At 41.9% G+C, this 19511-nt stretch carries 13 protein-coding genes and 1 other RNA gene; 7 read left to right on the top strand and 7 right to left on the bottom strand.

The genetic code is table 11. The annotated features are described in order from the left end of the window. The first annotated feature begins 70 nt into the window (after window positions 1-70). On the top strand, window positions 71-565 hold the full coding sequence (locus BFS30_RS23900; protein WP_069381600.1) for a D-glycero-alpha-D-manno-heptose-1,7-bisphosphate 7-phosphatase: 495 nt from the start codon (window positions 71-73) through the stop codon (window positions 563-565). Window positions 566-597: 32 nt separating this feature from the next. On the opposite strand, the gene fsa is transcribed toward BFS30_RS23900, so the two are convergent. Together fsa and ffs are read right to left on the bottom strand one after the other, a co-directional pair. Next, window positions 598-1257, bottom strand: coding sequence for a fructose-6-phosphate aldolase (fsa, locus tag BFS30_RS23895; protein WP_069381599.1), 660 nt, complete (start codon window positions 1255-1257; stop codon window positions 598-600). 100 nt (window positions 1258-1357) lie between these two features. Next, window positions 1358-1457: signal recognition particle sRNA small type (ffs, locus tag BFS30_RS23890), an RNA gene on the bottom strand. Window positions 1458-1858: 401 nt separating this feature from the next. Here ffs and gltB point away from each other — a divergent pair. From gltB to BFS30_RS23870, 4 genes are all read left to right on the top strand, one after another. Further along, complete coding sequence (gene gltB / locus BFS30_RS23885; RefSeq protein WP_069381598.1) at window positions 1859-6364, top strand: glutamate synthase large subunit; 4506 nt, start codon at window positions 1859-1861, stop codon at window positions 6362-6364. 66 nt (window positions 6365-6430) lie between these two features. Continuing rightward, window positions 6431-7897 carry a glutamate synthase subunit beta gene (locus tag BFS30_RS23880; protein ID WP_069381597.1) on the top strand — a complete coding sequence of 489 codons (1467 nt, stop codon included), beginning with the start codon at window positions 6431-6433 and terminating at the stop codon, window positions 7895-7897. 552 nt (window positions 7898-8449) lie between these two features. Next, complete coding sequence (locus BFS30_RS23875) at window positions 8450-11494, top strand: SusC/RagA family TonB-linked outer membrane protein (RefSeq protein WP_069381596.1); 3045 nt, start codon at window positions 8450-8452, stop codon at window positions 11492-11494. A 10-nt stretch (window positions 11495-11504) separates the two neighbouring features. After that, complete coding sequence (locus BFS30_RS23870) at window positions 11505-12929, top strand: SusD/RagB family nutrient-binding outer membrane lipoprotein (protein WP_069381595.1); 1425 nt, start codon at window positions 11505-11507, stop codon at window positions 12927-12929. 84 nt (window positions 12930-13013) lie between these two features. On the opposite strand, the gene BFS30_RS23865 is transcribed toward BFS30_RS23870, so the two are convergent. Genes BFS30_RS23865 through BFS30_RS23855 form a run of 3 tightly spaced genes read right to left on the bottom strand, consistent with a single transcriptional unit; the run spans window position 13014 to window position 15400 of the window. Continuing rightward, window positions 13014-13673, bottom strand: a complete 660-nt coding sequence (locus tag BFS30_RS23865; RefSeq protein WP_069381594.1) for a YdeI/OmpD-associated family protein — start codon at window positions 13671-13673, stop codon at window positions 13014-13016. A 29-nt stretch (window positions 13674-13702) separates the two neighbouring features. Then, complete coding sequence (locus BFS30_RS23860) at window positions 13703-14233, bottom strand: RNA methyltransferase (protein WP_069381593.1); 531 nt, start codon at window positions 14231-14233, stop codon at window positions 13703-13705. A 15-nt stretch (window positions 14234-14248) separates the two neighbouring features. Then, the gene (locus tag BFS30_RS23855) at window positions 14249-15400 is read right to left on the bottom strand and encodes a galactokinase (protein WP_069381592.1); all 1152 of its coding nucleotides are present in this window, start codon (window positions 15398-15400) and stop codon (window positions 14249-14251) included. Window positions 15401-15484: 84 nt separating this feature from the next. On the opposite strand from BFS30_RS23855, the gene BFS30_RS23850 reads away from it, so the two are divergent. After that, window positions 15485-16522 (top strand): aldose epimerase family protein, encoded by a 1038-nt coding sequence (locus BFS30_RS23850; RefSeq protein ID WP_069381591.1) that lies wholly within the window; start codon window positions 15485-15487, stop codon window positions 16520-16522. Next, window positions 16523-17167: a DsbA family oxidoreductase gene (locus BFS30_RS23845; RefSeq protein WP_069381590.1), complete on the top strand. Its 645-nt coding sequence runs from the start codon at window positions 16523-16525 to the stop codon at window positions 17165-17167. 180 nt (window positions 17168-17347) lie between these two features. Here the strand turns inward: BFS30_RS23845 and BFS30_RS23840 are convergent, their stop codons facing one another. Both BFS30_RS23840 and BFS30_RS23835 read right to left on the bottom strand, forming a co-directional pair. Further along, window positions 17348-18397, bottom strand: coding sequence for a histidine kinase (locus BFS30_RS23840; protein WP_069381589.1), 1050 nt, complete (start codon window positions 18395-18397; stop codon window positions 17348-17350). Window positions 18398-18400: 3 nt separating this feature from the next. After that, a complete protein-coding gene (locus BFS30_RS23835; RefSeq protein ID WP_083252215.1) occupies window positions 18401-19489 on the bottom strand; it encodes a sensor histidine kinase in 1089 nt (362 codons plus the stop codon). Window positions 19490-19511 lie beyond the last annotated feature (22 nt).

Raw genomic sequence — 19511 nt, 5'->3', positions numbered from 1 at the left:
TTAACTAAATCCACAACAGCTCGCGATACTAATTTAATATCCCCATCTTTGCAAAAAAAGATCATACTAAATGAATAAAGCAATTTTTCTGGATCGTGATGGCGTACTAAATCACGAAATATACGATTACATCTGCCGGGTTGAAGATTTTGAAGTTCTGGAGTACCAGATTCCACCCCTGAAAAAACTACATGATGAAGGATACCTGCTGATCATTATCACCAATCAGGGCGGGATTGCTTTAAAACGTTATACGGAAGAGACCCTTGCAGAGATGCATTCAATTCTGGGAAAAAAGTTTGAAGAACAGGGCGCGATGATTACCCATGCTTACCATTGTCCGCATCATCCTACCGTTTCTGAAGAATGTGTCTGCAGAAAACCTAAATCGGGAATGATATTAGAAGCAATTGCTACCTACAATATAGATCCGGCCTTGTCGGTCATGATTGGAGATAAACCAAGAGATGTAGAGGCGGCAAATGGGGCAGGAGTGAAGGGGATTCTCATCGAACCGGATGAACAGATCAGTTATGAAAACATAAAAAAAGTCCTGTCGAATTAATCAACAGGACTTTTTTTTGATCAGTATATCGCTTATTTACCGGCAGCTTTATCATGATCAGCTAAGAACTGAGCAAGACCGCTATCGGTTAATGGGTGTTTTAATAAAGCAAGAATTGCAGAAAGTGGTCCGGTCATTACATCCGCACCTAATTTAGCGCAGTTGATGATGTGCATCGGGCCTCTTACTGAAGCTGCAAGAATCTGAGTTTCGTACTGATAGTTGTCAAAAATCAATCTGATGTCTTCGATCAATTGAAAACCATCTGTAGAGATGTCATCCAAACGACCTAAGAAAGGAGACACATAAGTAGCACCTGCCTTGGCAGCTAATAAAGCTTGTCCGGCAGAGAAGATCAGTGTACAGTTGGTCCTGATTCCTTTTGAAGAAAGGTATTTGATTGCTTTAACACCATCTTTGATCATCGGGATTTTAACTACAATTTTCGGGTCCAGTTTAGCTAAAGCTTCACCTTCCTTAATCATGGAATCAAAATCAGTTGAAATTACCTCTGCACTCACATTTGCATCAACAATTTCGCAGATTGCTTTGTAGTGGTTCAGCACATTCTGGTCACCGGTGATACCTTCTTTAGCCATAAGGCTAGGGTTGGTGGTTACGCCGTCTAAAACGCCAAGGTCTTGAGCTTCTCTGATTTGATCCAGATTAGCTGTGTCTATGAAAAATTTCATAAAAATTCAGTTTAAGAAAATATATAGTTTTATTTAACTCGCTGTGGTTGTTAGAAAGAAGATTATGCATTAAAAGCATGGTCTATCTAAAAAAAGTAAAAATGGGCAAGCACCTTTTATCGCACCGCTACAACCTTCTACCCTTGCTTCGTTCCCGCCCTGGGGGAGTTCAAAGGGAGCTGATCGTAAAAGACTTGCCCGTCACAAAAGTAGGAAAAGAACTGAATCTACAAAAGTAAATATCGCTTTTATTTCAGTTTTTTTACGCCATTTGAGGTAATTGATTGAGATTAAACCCATTGAATGCTGAATTATTTTTAATCTTTTTTTACATTTTCTCCCCTTTCAGCATAAAAAAGGAAAAATCTTCGGATCTGATCCTTTAGTTTAGAATGGGAGAAATGTTATGCATGAATAATAACCGTTGTTAATATTGTAATTTAAATCGATGTAAATTACTGATATCGCAAAATACAGGCATTATAATTGAAATGTGATGTATATCTCCTAAAAAATATAACAATATTATAATTCCTTGATTTTTTTTCGTAACTTAGTGTCCGAATCACACTATACCCAACCACAATACTAAATTAAACTTATGGAACAAACACAAGATCAGCAAGGGTTATACGACCAGCGTTTTGAGCACGACGCATGTGGCATTGGTTTCGTTGCCCATATCAAGGGCAGAAAGTCGCAACAAATTATTTCCGACGCCATTACCATTCTTGAGAATCTTGATCACCGCGGAGCTTGCGGAGCAGAAATTAATACCGGAGATGGCGCAGGTATTATGATACAGATCCCTCACGAGTTTCTGTACGACGAATGTCTTAAGATTGGGTTCAGTCTGAACGAGTCCGGAGACTATGGGGTAGGCATGTTATTCTTACCCAAAGATGTGAAGGCAAGAGAAGAGTGCAGAGAAATTATTTACCGTGCGGCAGAGAAACTGGGCCTGGAAGTATTAGGCTTCAGAAAAGTGCAGACCAACACCGAAGGTATCGGCGACATGGCATTGTCGGTAGAACCTGAAATGGAGCAGGTGTTCATTGGACGTCCTTATGCAATCACAGCAGGGGCAGACTTTGAACGTAAACTTTATGTATTTAAAAATTACCTCTCAAAAACCATAAATAATACGGTAAAGGGAATCAATGGCGAGTTTTATATTGCCTCATTCTCTTCACGTACTATAGTATATAAAGGACAGCTGACCTCGCTGCAGGTGAGAAGTTACTTTACAGAGCTAAGTGATAAACGCGTAGTTTCTGCGTTTGGCCTGATCCATAGCCGTTTTGCAACCAACACTTTTCCTTCCTGGAAGCTGGCACAGCCCTTCCGTTATATCGCTCATAATGGAGAGATTAACACCTTACAGGGAAACCTGAACTGGTTTAGAGCAAGTGTGAAGTCATTGGCTTCTTCTTACTTTACTCCGGAAGAATTGAATATTTTACTTCCTGTAATTGATGAATCCAATTCCGATTCAGGATGTTTAGATAATATAGTAGAACTATTGCTTCATGCAGGCCGTTCGCTGCCACATGTACTCATGATGTTGATTCCTGAGGCATGGGATGGTAACGACGATATGGATGAGCTTAAACAAGCATTCTATAAATTCCATGCTACCTTAATGGAGCCATGGGACGGACCTGCAGCAGTATCCTTTACAGATGGTAATCTGATTGGTGCCACCCTGGATAGAAATGGTCTTCGTCCGCAAAGATACGCCATCACTGAAGATGACCATGTGATCATGGCCTCAGAAGCAGGCGCATTGGCTTTGGATCAAAGTAAAATCATCGAAAAAGGAAGGTTAACCCCTGGGAAAATGTTTGTAGTAGACATGGAGCAGGGCAGGATCATCAGTGATACGGAGATCAAGCAACAGGTATGTGGCCGCAGGCCGTATGCAGATTGGTTAAACCAATACCAGATCCGCCTGGAAGAACTTTCTGACCCAAGAGTGGTGTTCAGTGGCCTTTCTCAGGAATCTATCTTTAAATACCAGCAGGTGTTTGGTTATAGCCGTGAGGACATTGACCTGATCCTTAAACCAATGGCCAGAGATGCCAAAGAGCCAATCGGTTCTATGGGAACTGATATTCCATTGGCGGTATTGTCTCAGAAACCTCAACACCTTTCTTCTTATTTCAAACAGCTGTTTGCACAGGTAACGAATCCGCCAATTGACCCGATCAGGGAAAAGGTGGTGATGAGTCTTGCCGGCTTCATGGGAAATAACGGGAATATCCTGGAAGAAAAAGCAATGCAATGTCATTGTGTGGGGATCAAACACCCGATTTTAACAAATCTGGAGCTGGAGAAACTCAGAAGTATCGATACAGGTGTTTTTCAATCTAAAACATTACAAACCTATTTCAGGGCAAACGGAAAACCGGGAGCAATGGCAAAAGCCCTGGACAGACTTTGTCGCTATGCGGTAGATGCAGTAGAAGACGGTTTCCAGGTGATCATCCTGTCTGACCGTGCTTTAGATTCTGAACATGCTGCGATTCCATCTTTATTGGCTGTTTCTACCGTTCACCATCACCTGATCCGTAAAGGTTACAGAGGGGATGTAGGTTTGGTCGTAGAAGCCGGAGATGTTTGGGAAGTACACCATTTTGCTTGTTTAATCGGTTTTGGTGCAACAGCAGTAAATCCTTACTTAGCAGAAGAAACCATTACAGGTTTCGAAGCTGAGCTGGAGGTGAAACCAGCCAAACTGATTCAGAATTATATTTATGCCGTAAATAACGGATTATTGAAGATCTTCTCGAAAATGGGAATTTCTACTTTACAGTCTTATCACGGTGCACAGATCTTTGAGATTCTGGGAATCAATAAACAGGTGGTCGATAACTATTTTACCGGTGCTGTTTCGAGAATCGGTGGTTTAGGCCTGGACGAAATTGCTAAGGAAGCATTGATCAAACACAACCGTATTTTCGGTTCTGCAACCCGTCCGGATACTATCCTGCCTACTGGTGGTAACTATAAGTGGAAACGTAAAGGAGAGCAGCATTTGTTCAATCCGCAGACGATCCATTTATTACAGAATGCAACCAGAAAGAACGATTATAACGTTTATAAACAATATTCTAAGCTGGTAAATGAACAAACGCATCAGGCTTATACCATTCGCGGTTTGTTTGAGTTCAATTACAAACGCCCGGCGGTGCCTTTGGAGGAAGTGGAGCCAATTGAAAATATACTGAAGCGTTTTGCGACAGGAGCAATGTCATTCGGTTCAATTTCACATGAAGCGCATTCTACACTGGCTATTGCCATGAACAGGATCGGTGGAAAAAGCAACACCGGAGAAGGCGGTGAAGACGAATTGCGTTATGAAACATTGCCTAACGGTGATTCTATGCGCTCAGCGATCAAACAGATTGCTTCCGCTCGTTTCGGAGTAACGAGTTATTACCTGAGTAATGCAGATGAGTTACAGATTAAAATGGCACAGGGTGCAAAACCTGGTGAAGGCGGACAGCTACCTGGTGATAAAGTGGACGACTGGATTGCAAAGGTTCGTCACGCTACACCTGGCGTAGGTTTGATTTCTCCACCTCCACACCATGATATTTATTCAATTGAAGATTTGGCGCAGCTGATCTTTGACCTGAAAAATGCCAATCATAAAGCCAGAATCAATGTGAAGCTGGTTTCTAAAGCAGGAGTAGGTACAATTGCTGCAGGGGTAGCAAAAGCACATGCTGATGTGATCCTGGTTTCCGGATTTGATGGAGGAACAGGTGCTTCACCGTTGACTTCTATTCAGCATGCCGGTTTACCATGGGAGCTTGGTCTTGCAGAAGCACATCAGACATTGGTGAAAAACCGTTTGCGCAGCAGGGTAGTCCTTCAGACAGACGGACAGCTGAAAACAGGTAAAGATATTGCCATCGCTACACTTTTAGGTGCTGAAGAATGGGGGGTAGCTACTGCCGCACTGGTGACTTCTGGTTGTATCATGATGAGGAAATGCCACCTGAATACCTGCCCTGTAGGGGTAGCAACCCAGGATCCTAACCTTAGAAAATTATTTACAGGAGAAGCTGATCATGTGGTAAACCTGTTTATGTTCCTGGCTCAGGAACTGAGAGAAACAATGGCGGAACTGGGCTTCAGAACGGTAGAAGAAATGGTGGGTCAGGCAGATGCACTGAGCTTACGTCAGATTGATCCGACAGACTGGAAGTTAAAAGATCTTGATCTATCTGCAATCCTGTACAAAGCTCCGGACAATGGACTGAGCCTGTACCAGACCGAAGAACAGGATCACGGCTTAACAGATATTCTGGACCATGCTTTAATTAAAGCAGCTGAACCTGCTTTGTTAAATAAAGAACCAATATACAGAGAGTTTGAAGTAAAGAATACCAACCGTGCATTGGGTACGATGTTGTCTAACGAAGTCTCTAAAATTTATAAAAGTCAGGGATTACCTGCGGATACGATCAATTTCAAGTTCAAGGGTTCTGCAGGACAAAGCTTTGGTGCTTTTGCTGCTAAAGGGATCTCTTTGCAACTGGAAGGTGAAGCCAATGATTACGTTGGAAAAGGACTATCGGGAGCACGGTTGTCGATCTATCCATTCAGCACGATCAGCTATGTGCCGGAACAAAATATCATCATTGGTAATGTGGCTTTGTATGGCGCAACCTCAGGTGAGCTGTATGTAAGAGGACAGGCGGGTGAACGCTTTGCCGTAAGGAACTCCGGTGCTACCGCAGTAGTAGAAGGTCTGGGCGACCATGGTTGTGAATACATGACTGGTGGTGAAGTTCTGGTAATCGGAGATACAGGAAGTAATTTTGCTGCCGGAATGAGCGGTGGTGTAGCCTGGATCTATGACGTTAAAGGTGAATTTGCTGGTAAATGTAATAAGGAAATGGTGGATCTTGATCCGCTGGATGAACAGGATGAATTGCGCATTAACATCTTGCTGAAGAAACATATTCAGCTTACAGATAGTAGCATTGCGAAATTTATTTTAAGCGATTGGACTACTCAGTCTGCTCACTTCATTAAGGTATTCCCTAAAGAGTACAAAGCAGTATTGATGAATAGGGCAAAAGTGAACGTTTAATCGCATGAACCAGAGAAAATTGAAACACAAAATGACTAGAACCACTAAACTAAATATAGCTTAACTATGGGAAAAGTAACCGGATTTTTAGAGTATGAAAGAACTGCTCCTGTAAAAGAAGATGCTAAAGAACGTTTAAAGCATTATAATGAATTCGTACAGAATTATGAAATAGAACAGGTAAACCGTGAAGCAGCAAGGTGCATGGATTGTGGTGTTCCTTTTTGTCAGTCGGGCTGCCCGCTGGGAAATGTGATTCCGGAATTTAACGATGCCGTATATAAAGGAGACTGGCAGCTGGCATCAACCATCTTGTTGAGTACCAATAATTTTCCTGAATTTACCGGAAGGATTTGCCCTGCGCCATGTGAATCAGCATGTGTACTTGGGATCAACAAATCGCCTGTATCTATCGAAGAAATAGAAAAACATATTATAGAGATTGCCTTTAATAAAGGGTACATCAAAGCAGAACAGCCTTTAATCCGTACGGGCAAAAAGGTGGCAGTAATCGGATCCGGACCGGCAGGTCTGGCAGCTGCAGCACAACTGAATAAAGCCGGGCACGAAGTAGTGGTTTATGAACGTGATGATACACCTGGAGGTTTATTGAACTATGGGATTCCTGATTTTAAACTTCAGAAGGACGTGGTGAGCAGAAGGATAGCCCTGATGGAAAAAGAAGGGATTGTTTTTAAATGTAATGCCAATGTTGGAGTAAACGTAGAGTTGAATACTTTACTCAGAGAATACCAGTCTATCGTATTGGCCGGAGGTTCGACTATTCCAAGAGACCTGGGAATTGCAGGCCGTGAGGCTAAAGGTGTTCATTTTGCAATGGACTTCCTGAAACAGCAAAATAAACGTGTCAGAAGTATAAATGTAGATGGAGATGCAATTCTTGCTACAGGTAAAGATGTGATCGTAATCGGTGGTGGAGATACTGGTTCAGATTGTATCGGTACTTCTAACCGTCAGGGGGCTAAATCTGTGATGCAGTTCGAAATTATGCCGATGCCGTCCCAGCATCGTACACCGAATATGCCATGGCCAACTTTTCCAATGCTCTTAAAAGTAACCTCTTCACATGAAGAGGGTTGTGAGCGGGCCTGGGGAGTAAATACCAAGGAATTCATTAAAGATGAAAATGGAAACCTGAAAGCGTTAAAAGTAGTGGATGTAGAATGGGAAATTGATCCTGCCGGAAGACCCTTGAACTTTAAAGAGAAAGCCGGAACAGAACGCGATCTGCCTTGTCAGCTGGTATTATTGGCAATGGGCTTCCTGCACCCTCAGAAAGAAGGTCTGATTGAGAAGTTAGGTGTTGAGCTGGATAACAGAGGAAATGTAAAAGCTGAAGAAGGTAAATATCAGACCAATATCGCTAAAATTTTTGCTGCCGGAGATATGCGCCGCGGACAATCGTTAGTGGTATGGGCGATATCTGAAGGTCGTGAAGCGGCCCGTAAGGTAGATGAATACCTGATGGGACATAGCAGCCTGGCATCGAAAGATGGCATACCTTATGCATAAATAAACAGATTCAATCTGTTTTCAATAAGAAAACCCGGAGGCATTCAGCCTGCCGGGTTTTTTATGTTATGGCTTGTTTTGACTATCAAAATTGTTAAATGCGAAGCAGATTAAACAGAAATATTTGCAAATGATGATCCTGTATTTTACTTTTTGGTAGTTAATCTAAGGAAAGTTAATTTTCGATATATTGTATGGAATAAAATAGAAATACTGGCTTTTTTAGTGGTATTATGTTTGTTTTACAATATTTAATAAGTAAACGGTTGCGCCCGACTTTCCATAAAATTTCAATAAAAGAAATCAAAAGAAAAAATAATCATAGAAATATAAACAGGATAATTTTTTTGCCTGAACCACCAAATTTTATATTGCCAATTCTTTAATTGAATCCTCATTTTTATCCAAAAAAGGCCAAGTTTATGGAGGTTTTATGGTGTAAATTGTTGATTTATTGATGTTTGTGTTTTTGTGTAACGGAAATGAGACAGTATTGGTCTTTTAAAGTGCTTAAAAGCTTAAATTAAGGTAAGTATCTAATTTAACTGACCTATGAAAAAACCATTACTATCATTAATGATGCTCTTGTTGTTTACGATAACAGTTTGGGCACAAACACGGACCATTACCGGTACCGTAATCGCCGCCGGCGATAAACAACCTCTCCCAGGAGTATCCGTAAGGCTGAAAGGACAAAAAGTAGGCACCCAAACAGGGGCAAACGGAAGGTACTCTATTCAGGTGAGTGGTACTAACCTGAGTTTAGAGTTCTCCTACCTGGGTTTTAAAACCCAAACGAAAGCAATTGGAAGCAATGACCAGGTAGATGTTTCTTTAATAGATGATGAAACAAATTTAAATGAAATTGTTGTTACTGCGCTTGGTATTAAGCGGGAGAAACGAACGTTAACCTATTCCACGCAGGAAGTGAATGGGAATGCTTTGGTTGCGGCTAAAGAGAACAACCTGATAAACGCCCTGGCTGGTAAAGTTGCAGGAGTACAGATCACCAATTCAAGTGGAGCTGCGGGTAGTTCTTCTAAAATTGTAATCAGGGGTAATACCTCACTTACCGGAGAAAACGGAGCCTTAATCGTGGTAGATGGAGTACCAATTAACAACTCTGAAGCCGGAAATCCCGACGGAGCGCTCAGTGCGGGTGGAACGGCAAACCGAGCAATCGACATTGACCCCAATATCGTGGAGAATGTTTCTCTTTTGAAAGGTGCGGCCGCGAGCGCCCTTTATGGTTCCGCTGCTGCAAGGGGGGTAGTCATTATCACCACAAAAACAGGGAAAGGGAAAACCTCTATAGCTCTTTCTTCTGGCATTACGCTTGATAATCCTATATTTCCGGAGTTCCAGGATAAATATGCACAAGGTACGAATGGAACATATGTAGATGGAAATAACGGGCAGCTAAGCTCCGGATCATGGGGCCCTCTGATTGACGGGTTAATGGTGAATGGAAAACCGGTTACAAAACACGATCCGAGAGAGGAGTTCTTCAGGCAAGGTTTCACGACAGACAACACGCTTGCTGTCAATGGTTCAACGGATAAGTCCAGTTACCTGGTTTCTTATTCGCTTCTGAATACAAAAGGTACGATGCCAGCTACAAATTTTGGCCGTCATGCTTTCTTTACAAAATTTACTCATGAACTGACCAGTAAGGTGTCGGTTATCGGGCAGCTGAATTACGTGAATACTGTTAATGATCGTTTGCCGGAAGGAAATAGCCTGGCGAGTCCTTTCTGGACGGTATATTCTGCGCCGATTTCATGGGATCCTTTTCCTACTACAAATCCGGACGGAAGTCAGCGTCTGTACCGCGCGGCAAGAAATAATCCTTATTGGCTGGTAGACAATGTGAAATTCAGATCTGTTGTAAACAGGTTCCTGCCTGTATTTACGATAAATTATAACCCGCTTCCCTGGCTCAGCATTACCGAAAGGATTGGCGCAGATATCTTTAATGATGCAACTACCTATCATGAAGCTCAGGGTATTGTTGGAGGAGAATCTGCAAACGGTAAAATGTACAACCGGGAGATCAATTTCAGACAGTACAATCATGATTTAATTATCGAAGCAAAGAAAAATTTCGGAGATGATTTTTTTGGAAGCATACTATTGGGGAATAACATCCTTTCTTCTGATCAAAAATCAGTATTTGATAAGGGGATTGGTCTGTCTGTAAAGAACTATTATAACATTGCCAATGCCTCAACAGTCATCTCCAGGATAACGGAACAGAATTATAGAAAAGTTGGGGTTTACGCACAGATGACAGGGGAGTATAAGCGAATGCTCTCACTTTCACTAACCGGCCGATACGATGGTACTTCGGTTCTCAGTAAGGATAAACAGTTCTATCCTTACGGTTCTGCCTCTGTGGGTTTTATATTCACAGAACCTCTTGGCTTAAGCAGCAATTCTATCCTGAATTTTGGTAAAATACGCCTTTCTTACTCTTATGTAGGAAATGATAATGTTCCGCCTTACAGCATAGGCAGACCTTATATACAACCCACAATTGGTAATATTGAGTTTCCCTACGGTGGAGTTAACGGATTCCTATTGAGTAACGTACAAGGTGATCCTAATCTGAAAAACGAAGGGTTAAAAGAGTTCGAGGCCGGATTGGAGCTAAAAATGTTTAAGAACAGGTTTAACGTTGAAGCAACTTACTTTAATAAGAATAGTATCGATCTGATCAGTACTACACCCATCACACCATCAAGTGGAGCCAACTCTGCGGTTATTAATGCGGCGAGTATGTACAATAGGGGGATTGAATTAATACTTAGTGGCACGCCGGTTAAAACAGAAGATATCACCTGGGTAATCGGACTTAACTTCGCTAAAATCAATAATAAGGTGACGGAGATTGGTCAGAATCTGGATAATATTCAGTTTGCGGGTTTTGTAAGCCCCGGGGTTTTTGCCTATAAGGATCAGCCATACGCCGTAATCTACGGTTCAAAATACCGTCGTAATGATGCTGGAAAGCTGGTTATCGATGCCGATGGATATCCCATTATTGATGAGGCGCTGGGCCCGATCGGAAATACGGTGCCTAAATGGAATGCTGGCTTAACAACCACCTTTACCTATAAAGGCATTAGCCTTTCTGCAGTACTGGATATGAAAAAAGGTGGAGATGTATATAATCTGGATAATTTCTATCTTAATTTCTATGGGGTCACTAAGTTAACCGAAGACAGGACCGGTAGTAAGGTATTCGACGGGGTAACTGAAGATGGACAGCCAAATACAAAAGTAGCGGCGATAGATCAGGCCTATTATCAAAATAATTATTCTCAGGTGGATGAAAACGGAGTGGAAGATGGGACTTACGTGAAGTTAAGACAAGTGAGTTTATCTTATAATTTCCCGGCTTCCTTATTAAAGAAAACTCCGATTAAGGGTTTGAGTGTTTCTGCTACCGGACGAAACTTATGGTTCTATACACCGCATTATACCGGTTCTGATCCTGAAGTAAGTTTGTATGGTACGGGGAATGGTGGCGGCTTTACCAATTTCGTCACCCCATCTAACCGAAGCTATAATTTTGCTGTAAAAGTTACTTTCTAAATCGAACATCATGAAAAAGACATATTATATATTCATCGCATTTTTATTATTGGTATCCGCATCAGGATGTAAGAAATTTTTAGATATCAATAAGGATCCCAATAATCCACTGGACGTACAGGAAGCTTTGATTCTGACACCATTGGAACTTTATACCACCACCAATATTATTGGAGGATTTCCCGGCAGCGTTTCGGCATACTGGACACAACAACTGGCAATTAATCAGCCGGCTCCGGAGATTGATTCTTACCGGATCACACCGAGTGATGTAAACAATACCTGGAGCTTTGATTTGTATCCCGCAGTTTTTATTAATGCCAGGATTATGATTGATAAAGCCGAAAAAGCGGGCAACAACGGTTATGCAGGAATCGGAAGAGTTTTACTGGCCTATAATTTAGCTGTTTGTACTGATCTTTGGGGGGATATTCCATATTCTGAAGCTTTTCAGGCATTAGGCAATCTAAAGCCAAAATATGATTCGCAGGAAGATATTTACAAATTAATCCAAAGTCTGCTTGATCAGGCGATTGTGATCCTGAATACTGCGCCTGCAGGAATTCGCGTAGGAAGTGATGATTTGATCTATGGAGGAACTTTTGCTTCCTGGAAAAAGCTGGCTTATACGCTTAAAGCAAGGTATTACCTTCGCCTCAGCAAAGCTGCCGGTTACTCTGCTGCCACTCAGGCTGATCTGGCGCTTGCCGCTTTGCAAAATGGATTTTCTGCAAATGCCGATAATGCTAAAGTCAAATATTCAGGCGAAGCAAAAGGAGAGAACCCATGGTATCAGGGCACTTTGCCTGGAGCCGGTGGGGTAGTCCTTTCCAAAACTTTTGTGAATATGCTTAAAGCGAGCAACGACCCCAGGCTGCCATTTCTGGCTTCTCCGGGATCTGGAGGAGATTATGAGGGCCGAGAAAGCGGAACGGTTCCAACCACAGATCCTACCATTTATGCCAGTGTATCACCGAGGGTAGGAGGCTATACAGAGGCGGATGAAGAAACAGGTAAATCAGCTCCGGTCTATCTGGCCACTTATGCGGAAGCGCTTTTTATTAAAGCTGAAGCAACATTGATTAAATCAGGCGCACTGGCTGCCCAGCCGGTTCTGAAAAGCGCCATCGAAGCACATATGAATCTCTTAGGAGTGGATGCAGCAGACAGAGATGCCTATACTGCAATTCATTCGGTTCTGGATCCGGTAAATCCGCTGAGGAGCCTGATCAAGGAAAAATTCGTGGCCAGTTTTTTATCACTGGAAGCTTATAATGACTGGCGCAGAACGGGATATCCTGCATTGAATGTGGTTCAGAATGCATTCAGGCCATACATCCCACAGCGTTTTCCTTATCCTTCACAGGAGATTACCTCAAACCCTCAGCCTCAGCAGAGTATCCTGACTTCGGAAAAGGTATGGTGGGCAAAATAATTGTGCTCAACGCGCTTTAACACCCGGTAAATAAAAAGGGTTGCTTATCAGAGATAAGCAACCCTTTTTATAATGGAAATATACCTATTTGTCGTTCGGATTTTTCTTTTTGTCCAGTAGCATAGCAATGGTTTTTTCAATTCTGCTGATCCTTGTTTTTTCCTGTTTGGCCGTTAAAATCCAGAGCACATATTCTTTCTTATGAGAATAGGCAAGTGATTCAAAATAACTAAGCGCCAGGGGATGTTCATGTAAGGCTTTACCCAGATCTGCCGGAGGAAAAACCTTTTTATTAGCCACATCCACATAGTTTGAGAAATCATTTTGCTGAATAAGTTCATTTCTAACCGGCGAGGCCTTCACCAGGTCTATTGGCTTCATCCGGATGCCTGTCCAGACTTCAGAAATAGAAACTGAGGCACAGGGTGTCAATTGATAAACTTTAACCTCATCCCATGGGGCCATCATGTGAAGGTCGCTCTCCATCCCGGAGCTTTTCTTAGGGTAGGCAATCCAGAATAAAGTATCTGCTTTTAGTCTAGCAGAAAGAATGCTCAGCTGTTCTTTTAACTCATGACTATTCTGTACAAACAGCAACAAAGCATCAAATGTTTTTTCTGCGTTAAAGCTCAATTGTATCGAATCAAAATCACCCAGTAATTCGGCTACATTTTCCGGAGCATTGTCAACAAGGAGTTTAAAACCGGCCTTAACATGTAGTTTTTTAAGCAATTTATTGTCCATCTTTATCCTCCTTTAATCAAGAAAATCAATTACAACCTTAGTTTAGCAAAGAAGTCCCAGAGTACAATACCGGCAGAGATCACAATATTGAAGGAATGCTTGGTTCCAAACTGTGGGATTTCAATACATTCATCAATCTGTGCCATTACTTCATCACTTACTCCATTTACTTCGTTTCCAAAAATCAGGGCATATTTCTGATCTTCTTTTGGTTGAAACGTATTTAGCATAGTGCTTCCGGCAGCCTGTTCAATCCCTATGATAAGGTATCCATCCTTACGCAAAGACGCTACTGCATCGATGGTACTTTCAAAATGCAGCCATTCTACAGATTGGGTGGCACCCAAAGCAGTTTTTTCAATTTCACGGTGAGGGGGCTGAGCGGTAATGCCACAGAGGTATAATTTCTCAATTGCAAAGCCATCTGAAGTCCGGAAAACAGAGCCGATATTGTGCATACTGCGTACATTGTCCAATACGACAATAACGGGTAGTTTCTCTTGTTCTCTAAATTCTTCCACACCTACACGGTTCAGCTCGTCTAATTTTAATTTTTTCATGGATATACTTTGTTATTAAATTGCAGAAGCACCGTTACCAATCTCGCTGATATAGATCGCAGCCGGGTAGCCGATTCGTTCTACATAGAAATCAGTTAGTTGTCTGGCGAAATCTTCCTCCTGACCTTTCTTTAGCAAGGCAATTGCGCATCCTCCGAAGCCGGCACCTGTCATTCTGGCGCCGATTACATGCTCATAGCCGCTACAAAATTCAACCACTGCATCCAGTTCTGCACCGGTAACTTCGTATAGATCCTTCAGGGATTGATGAGAAGCATACATTAAGCGCCCAAATTCCTCCAGATTACCTTCGTTTAAAGCTTTTGCAGCAAGGTTCACCCGGTCATTTTCCCGGATCACATGTGTAGCCCTTTTCAAAACGGTTTCATCTGTAATCAAATGACTGTGCAGGGAAAATTTCTCGGCATTCAGTTCACAAAGGTTGTTGAGCTTAATCTCCTCATTGAGTTGAGCTAAAGCGGCCTGACATTCAGCAACTCTTTCATTGTACTTGGACTCTGCCAGTTTTCTTGGCTTATTGGTATTGATAATAGCCAGTGAATACTCACCAAGGTGGCAGTCTACAGACTTGTATTTCAAGGTATCACAGTTTAGCACCAGCGCTTTATCGGTTTCTCCGAAAGCCACCGCAAACTGATCCATGATGCCACAATTTACACCAATGAACTCATTTTCTACCTTTTGCGCAAGTAAGGGGATTTCAATTTTTTCATAACCGAGATTGAAGTAATCGTTCAGGGCATATGCCATTGCAACTTCTATTGAAGCAGAAGAAGACAATCCGGAACCAATAGGAATATTACCGTAAAAGAGCAGGTCCAGTCCGGTGGGAATCTGGTGTTTTTTGAGGATTTCATGAAAAACGCCAAGAGGGTAATTGTACCATTCTGAACCGGTTTTTGTATAAGCGGGCTGCAATGCAATTTCATGTTGTTCGGGAAAGTTCAGGCTCTTAAAGCGGATCACCTGATCCTGATTCGGCGCAATGCTCAACCAGGTCCCTAAAGTAACTGCGCAAGGCATCACCAGTCCGCCGTTATAATCGATATGTTCGCCAATAAGGTTTACCCGTCCTGGGGTAAAATAGTTAGCCTTTGGCGCCTGTCCATATAGCTCTAAGAATTTCTCGGTCAATTCCGCTTTCATTGTAATATTTTGATTTAATTTTTTGATTTAGGTAAAGTATTGATAGTATTGTTTTGAAATAACAACCGCCCTAATATACAATTTATGGAAACAAAGCTAATCAAGACCGGGAAATTTATTGACGGTAAGGAGATCCTTGGTATTGAGTTAACAAATACACATGGCACCTATGTAAAAATATATAATTATGGTGCGATCATTAATAAGTTTATAGTAACCAATAAACTTGGCGAAAAGCAGGATATTGTTTTGGGTTTTGATGATTTTGAAGGATATATCAGCGACGACTATCTGGAAGGCTACCCTTATCTGGGAGCTGTAATTGGTCGTTATGCAAACCGGATTAAGGGTGGGAAATTTAGCATTGACGGAAAAACTTATCAATTGACACAAGCCAAGGGAGGTGATTGTCTGCATGGAGGTGATACCGGATTTGACAAACGGGTCTGGGAGGTGCTATCGACCATCGATCCTAGTCTGACCTTACAATACGTAAGTCCTGCCGGAGAAGAGCATTTTCCGGGAAATCTGACCATTCAACTGACCTTTAAGCTGACTGACGATAATGAACTGATCCTGGATTTTAAAGCCAGTACAGACGAAGCTACAGCAATCAACCTGACCCATCACAGTTATTTTAACCTGTCTCCTGATCTGGGTTCAATTGGAAACCACTTTCATAGAATGCCTGCAAGCCATTATCTGGAGCAGGATGATAACTATGTTGTTACTGGTAACTTGATTCCTGTAGAAGGCACGATACACGACTTCCTTGGCGGAAAACGAATTGCTAAGGACTGGGATCCGGAAGAAGGTTACGATCAGACTTACGTTTTGGATAAAGAATATGGGGAACTGACCCTTGCCTCAGAAACTTCCGAAGAAAAAAGCGGCTTAAAATTATCGGTATATACTACAGAACCGGTAGCACATCTTTATACCTCAAAATACCTGTCGGTGAAACATGGAAAGGGCGGGGCAGCGTATCATCCTTATGAAGCTTTTTGTGTGGAAACCCAACATCATCCGAACGGAATCAACATTCCATCTTTCCCAAGTACGGTACTGAGGCCAGGGGAAACTTATAAACAAACTACAATTTATAAAATAGAACATAGCTAAATGAAGGTCGATATCTGGTCGGATGTAAGATGTCCGTTTTGTTACATAGGAAAGAGGAAGTTTGAATCTGCGCTGGCCGAATTTGAACATCGCGGAGCGGTAGAAGTGGAATGGCATAGCTTTGAGCTTGATCCGAATATGGTTACCGTATTGGATAAAAGTTCAGAAGAATACCTGGCCGAGCGTTATGGAAAGAGCAGGGAATGGGCCGCAGAAAGTCACCAGCATGTAACTGAAACTGCGGCGGAAGTTGGTCTGGACTTTAATCTGGAGCGTTCTGTTATCGCCAATTCCTTCGATGCACACCGTCTGATCCAGCTGGCAAAGTCAAAAGGTTTGGGAGATGAAATGGAAGAGGCGCTATTTAAGGCTCATTTTACGGATGGAAAGAACATCGACGACCGGTCCTCTTTAATCGGAATCGGAACAGAAGCGGGGCTCGATGTTCAGGATATGACAGCGGTTCTGGATAGTGAGGATTTTGCTGACGAAGTCAGATATGATGAAAAAACAGCAGAAACAATAGGTATCCGTGGTGTTCCTTTCTTCGTTCTTAATGAAAAATTAGGAGTCTCCGGTGCCCAGTCTCCGGAAACATTTCTCGCTGCATTAACCCAGGCCTGGAACGAGGCTAATCCGGGTTGAGTTCGTACTGAATCCATTATCACTAAACGATAACTCCATAGCGAGTCCACCTTTTTGCAGTAAAAACGTGGACTCACTGTGGACTCACTGTGGACTCAGTGTGGACTTAACGTGGACTCAGTCCGAACGCATATCGCAGCCAGTACAGCCTTAAATGGGGTTGGGTACATTTCTTGAAAGTTAAAACAGGGGCAGGGAAAGTTTTACATTGAAGCTGTCGTCCTGATGATTATCAAATTTGAATTTTACAGCATTTCCATACAATTGTACGTAATTTTCCTCATAAATTTCCAGATCGCTGATGAGTTGAGGCGTAGCTTTCTGTGCATAATTCATTTCCATCAACAACTCATCGGCTTCGATGAGCAGCATGATTTCAAGGGGTACAGGTTGCTCATTTGAGACTTTACAGAAAGGCTCCAGCAGATTAATCAGTGCGAGAGGGGCAAGTTGTTTGTTTTCAGCTTCTCCCTGTTGATTGTATACGATCTGCAGTTGGTTGTTGAAGCTGGTAAAGTGTATGAAGGATGCGAAAGCACATAGCTCTTCCTTTAAAGGTGTTTCGGCCTGTCTGCCCCGGTAGAGGCGGTATCTCAGCAGATCGGAGAAGGTTAGAATTGCTTCTGGCGTATGCTCTTCAGGGACCCGGGCAGATTCCTTTAACTGATGTAAGGAACGCAATAAAAAGTCCGGACTGATATTGGTCTTCAAAAAATCAAGTTTAACCTGTTCAATTTCTTTTTTTTCTTTCTCCAGTTCCAGCAGAGTATTGTTTTCTTCATTCTTCTCCATGAAAAACAACATGATAGAGAAAAAAAGAAAATTAGCCAGGTATCCGCCCAGGTTGTTCAGGTAGTCGGGAAAGAAACCCTGGCTTTTGACAGGGTCCGGGTCAGAATATTTGATAAATGCCTTGCTGTAAAAAACATCCAGTGCGGAAATACTGAGATAACCAGCGATCACCAGAAACCAGAAAAGGAAATATTTATTGCGCTTAAAAAAGTAAGGAATAAGGTACAGGCAATAGAGATAGAAAAATGAAGCAATCAATAAATTTGCCAATAGAAAATTATTGAAAATAAGGAAAAATGTAACCGGTTCCTTAGTTCTTAATATCGTCCCTACAACCAGTACCCAGATCCAGTAAACGACATGCGCTACCCATCGGTAATTATTGAAATAGATCCACCTGTTTCGCTCATTAATCTCTAATTGTACAAAATTGCTCATGTGCTAAAAATTAAGGATTAAATCGACCTCGAAATGATCAGGGTTATTATTTATGGTTAATTTATGGCGACGGGGATACAAAATCTCCAGCCTTCTTTTCACGTTTTTTAAGCCAATTCCACCACGGTACTCAGAAAAGGTCTGATGAATGGGGTTGGTTGGCTTGCTGTTTTGAAGATTAAAACGAAAATCCTTGTTGGTAACCTCTATTTCCATGTGAATCCATGAATTGCCAAAACTGGTTTTGGTACCATGTTTAAACGAGTTTTCGAGGAAATTAATCAACAACAGAGGAGCGATCTGATGACCCCTAATGTCCCCTTTAATGTTAATGGTCACTTTGCATTGCTCTTCTTTATGTCGCAATTTCTCCAGGGCAATATAGCTGTTGGTAAAGGTGAATTCATTTTCCAGAGGCACAAGATCTGCTTTACATTCGTATAACATGTAATGAAGCAGTGATTCCAATCGCTCGATAATAACTGGTGTTTGCGGAGACTTTTTTAAGCTCAGTGCGTAAATGTTATTCAGGGTGTTAAACAGGAAATGCGGATTGATCTGCGATTTTAAAAAACTACTTTCAAGGGCAATTTTCTGAGTCTTAAACTGTTCCAGTCTGCGGATTTCTTTCTGGCGGTCATATATATCCACAAAGTAATAAAAAGCGATAAAAACTGACGATAGAAAGATATACATCATCATCCTTCGCTCCATCATCCGGAGTATTTCGAAGTCGGGATTTACACGCATGACAGGGATTTCATTGATCACCAGCCTGCTACCCAGGATATAAATCAGAAATCCAAGCAGAACACTCGTTAGCAGGTAAAACCAGAATATGTATTTCTTCTTGCTTTTATAGAGGGGAATGATCCATAAAAGAACGATATAAGACTGGCAGAATACAGCGATAAAAAAGATCGTGAAGGTAAGTGCTGGAAATGGGGCCGGAAACTTAGGGTTGTTAAATATTCCGCTCTGAACCATTCTTAAATAGTTTAGCGATAAAAACAGTGCCCAGAACAACACATGCAACATCCATCGGTATTTTGAGAATGTCTGGGAAAAATGTTGCTTAAAAGCAGGTGTCATCTGGTGTCGGTTTAGTTGCGGT

It is taken from the genome of Pedobacter steynii, from assembly GCF_001721645.1.
Taxonomy (GTDB): Bacteria; Bacteroidota; Bacteroidia; order Sphingobacteriales; family Sphingobacteriaceae; genus Pedobacter; species Pedobacter steynii_A.
Note: the sequence above shows the minus strand (reverse complement) of the source record. Positions and strands in the feature narration are given on the sequence as shown.

Coding starts and splice junctions, on each gene's coding strand:
- BFS30_RS23900 (WP_069381600.1), top strand. CDS start 71: ATGAATAAAGCAATTTTTCTGGATCGTGATGGCGTACTAAATCACGAA.
- fsa (WP_069381599.1), bottom strand. CDS start 1,257: ATGAAATTTTTCATAGACACAGCTAATCTGGATCAAATCAGAGAAGCT.
- gltB (WP_069381598.1), top strand. CDS start 1,859: ATGGAACAAACACAAGATCAGCAAGGGTTATACGACCAGCGTTTTGAG.
- BFS30_RS23880 (WP_069381597.1), top strand. CDS start 6,431: ATGGGAAAAGTAACCGGATTTTTAGAGTATGAAAGAACTGCTCCTGTA.
- BFS30_RS23875 (WP_069381596.1), top strand. CDS start 8,450: ATGAAAAAACCATTACTATCATTAATGATGCTCTTGTTGTTTACGATA.
- BFS30_RS23870 (WP_069381595.1), top strand. CDS start 11,505: ATGAAAAAGACATATTATATATTCATCGCATTTTTATTATTGGTATCC.
- BFS30_RS23865 (WP_069381594.1), bottom strand. CDS start 13,673: ATGGACAATAAATTGCTTAAAAAACTACATGTTAAGGCCGGTTTTAAA.
- BFS30_RS23860 (WP_069381593.1), bottom strand. CDS start 14,233: ATGAAAAAATTAAAATTAGACGAGCTGAACCGTGTAGGTGTGGAAGAA.
- BFS30_RS23855 (WP_069381592.1), bottom strand. CDS start 15,400: ATGAAAGCGGAATTGACCGAGAAATTCTTAGAGCTATATGGACAGGCG.
- BFS30_RS23850 (WP_069381591.1), top strand. CDS start 15,485: ATGGAAACAAAGCTAATCAAGACCGGGAAATTTATTGACGGTAAGGAG.
- BFS30_RS23845 (WP_069381590.1), top strand. CDS start 16,523: ATGAAGGTCGATATCTGGTCGGATGTAAGATGTCCGTTTTGTTACATA.
- BFS30_RS23840 (WP_069381589.1), bottom strand. CDS start 18,397: ATGAGCAATTTTGTACAATTAGAGATTAATGAGCGAAACAGGTGGATC.
- BFS30_RS23835 (WP_083252215.1), bottom strand. CDS start 19,489: ATGACACCTGCTTTTAAGCAACATTTTTCCCAGACATTCTCAAAATAC.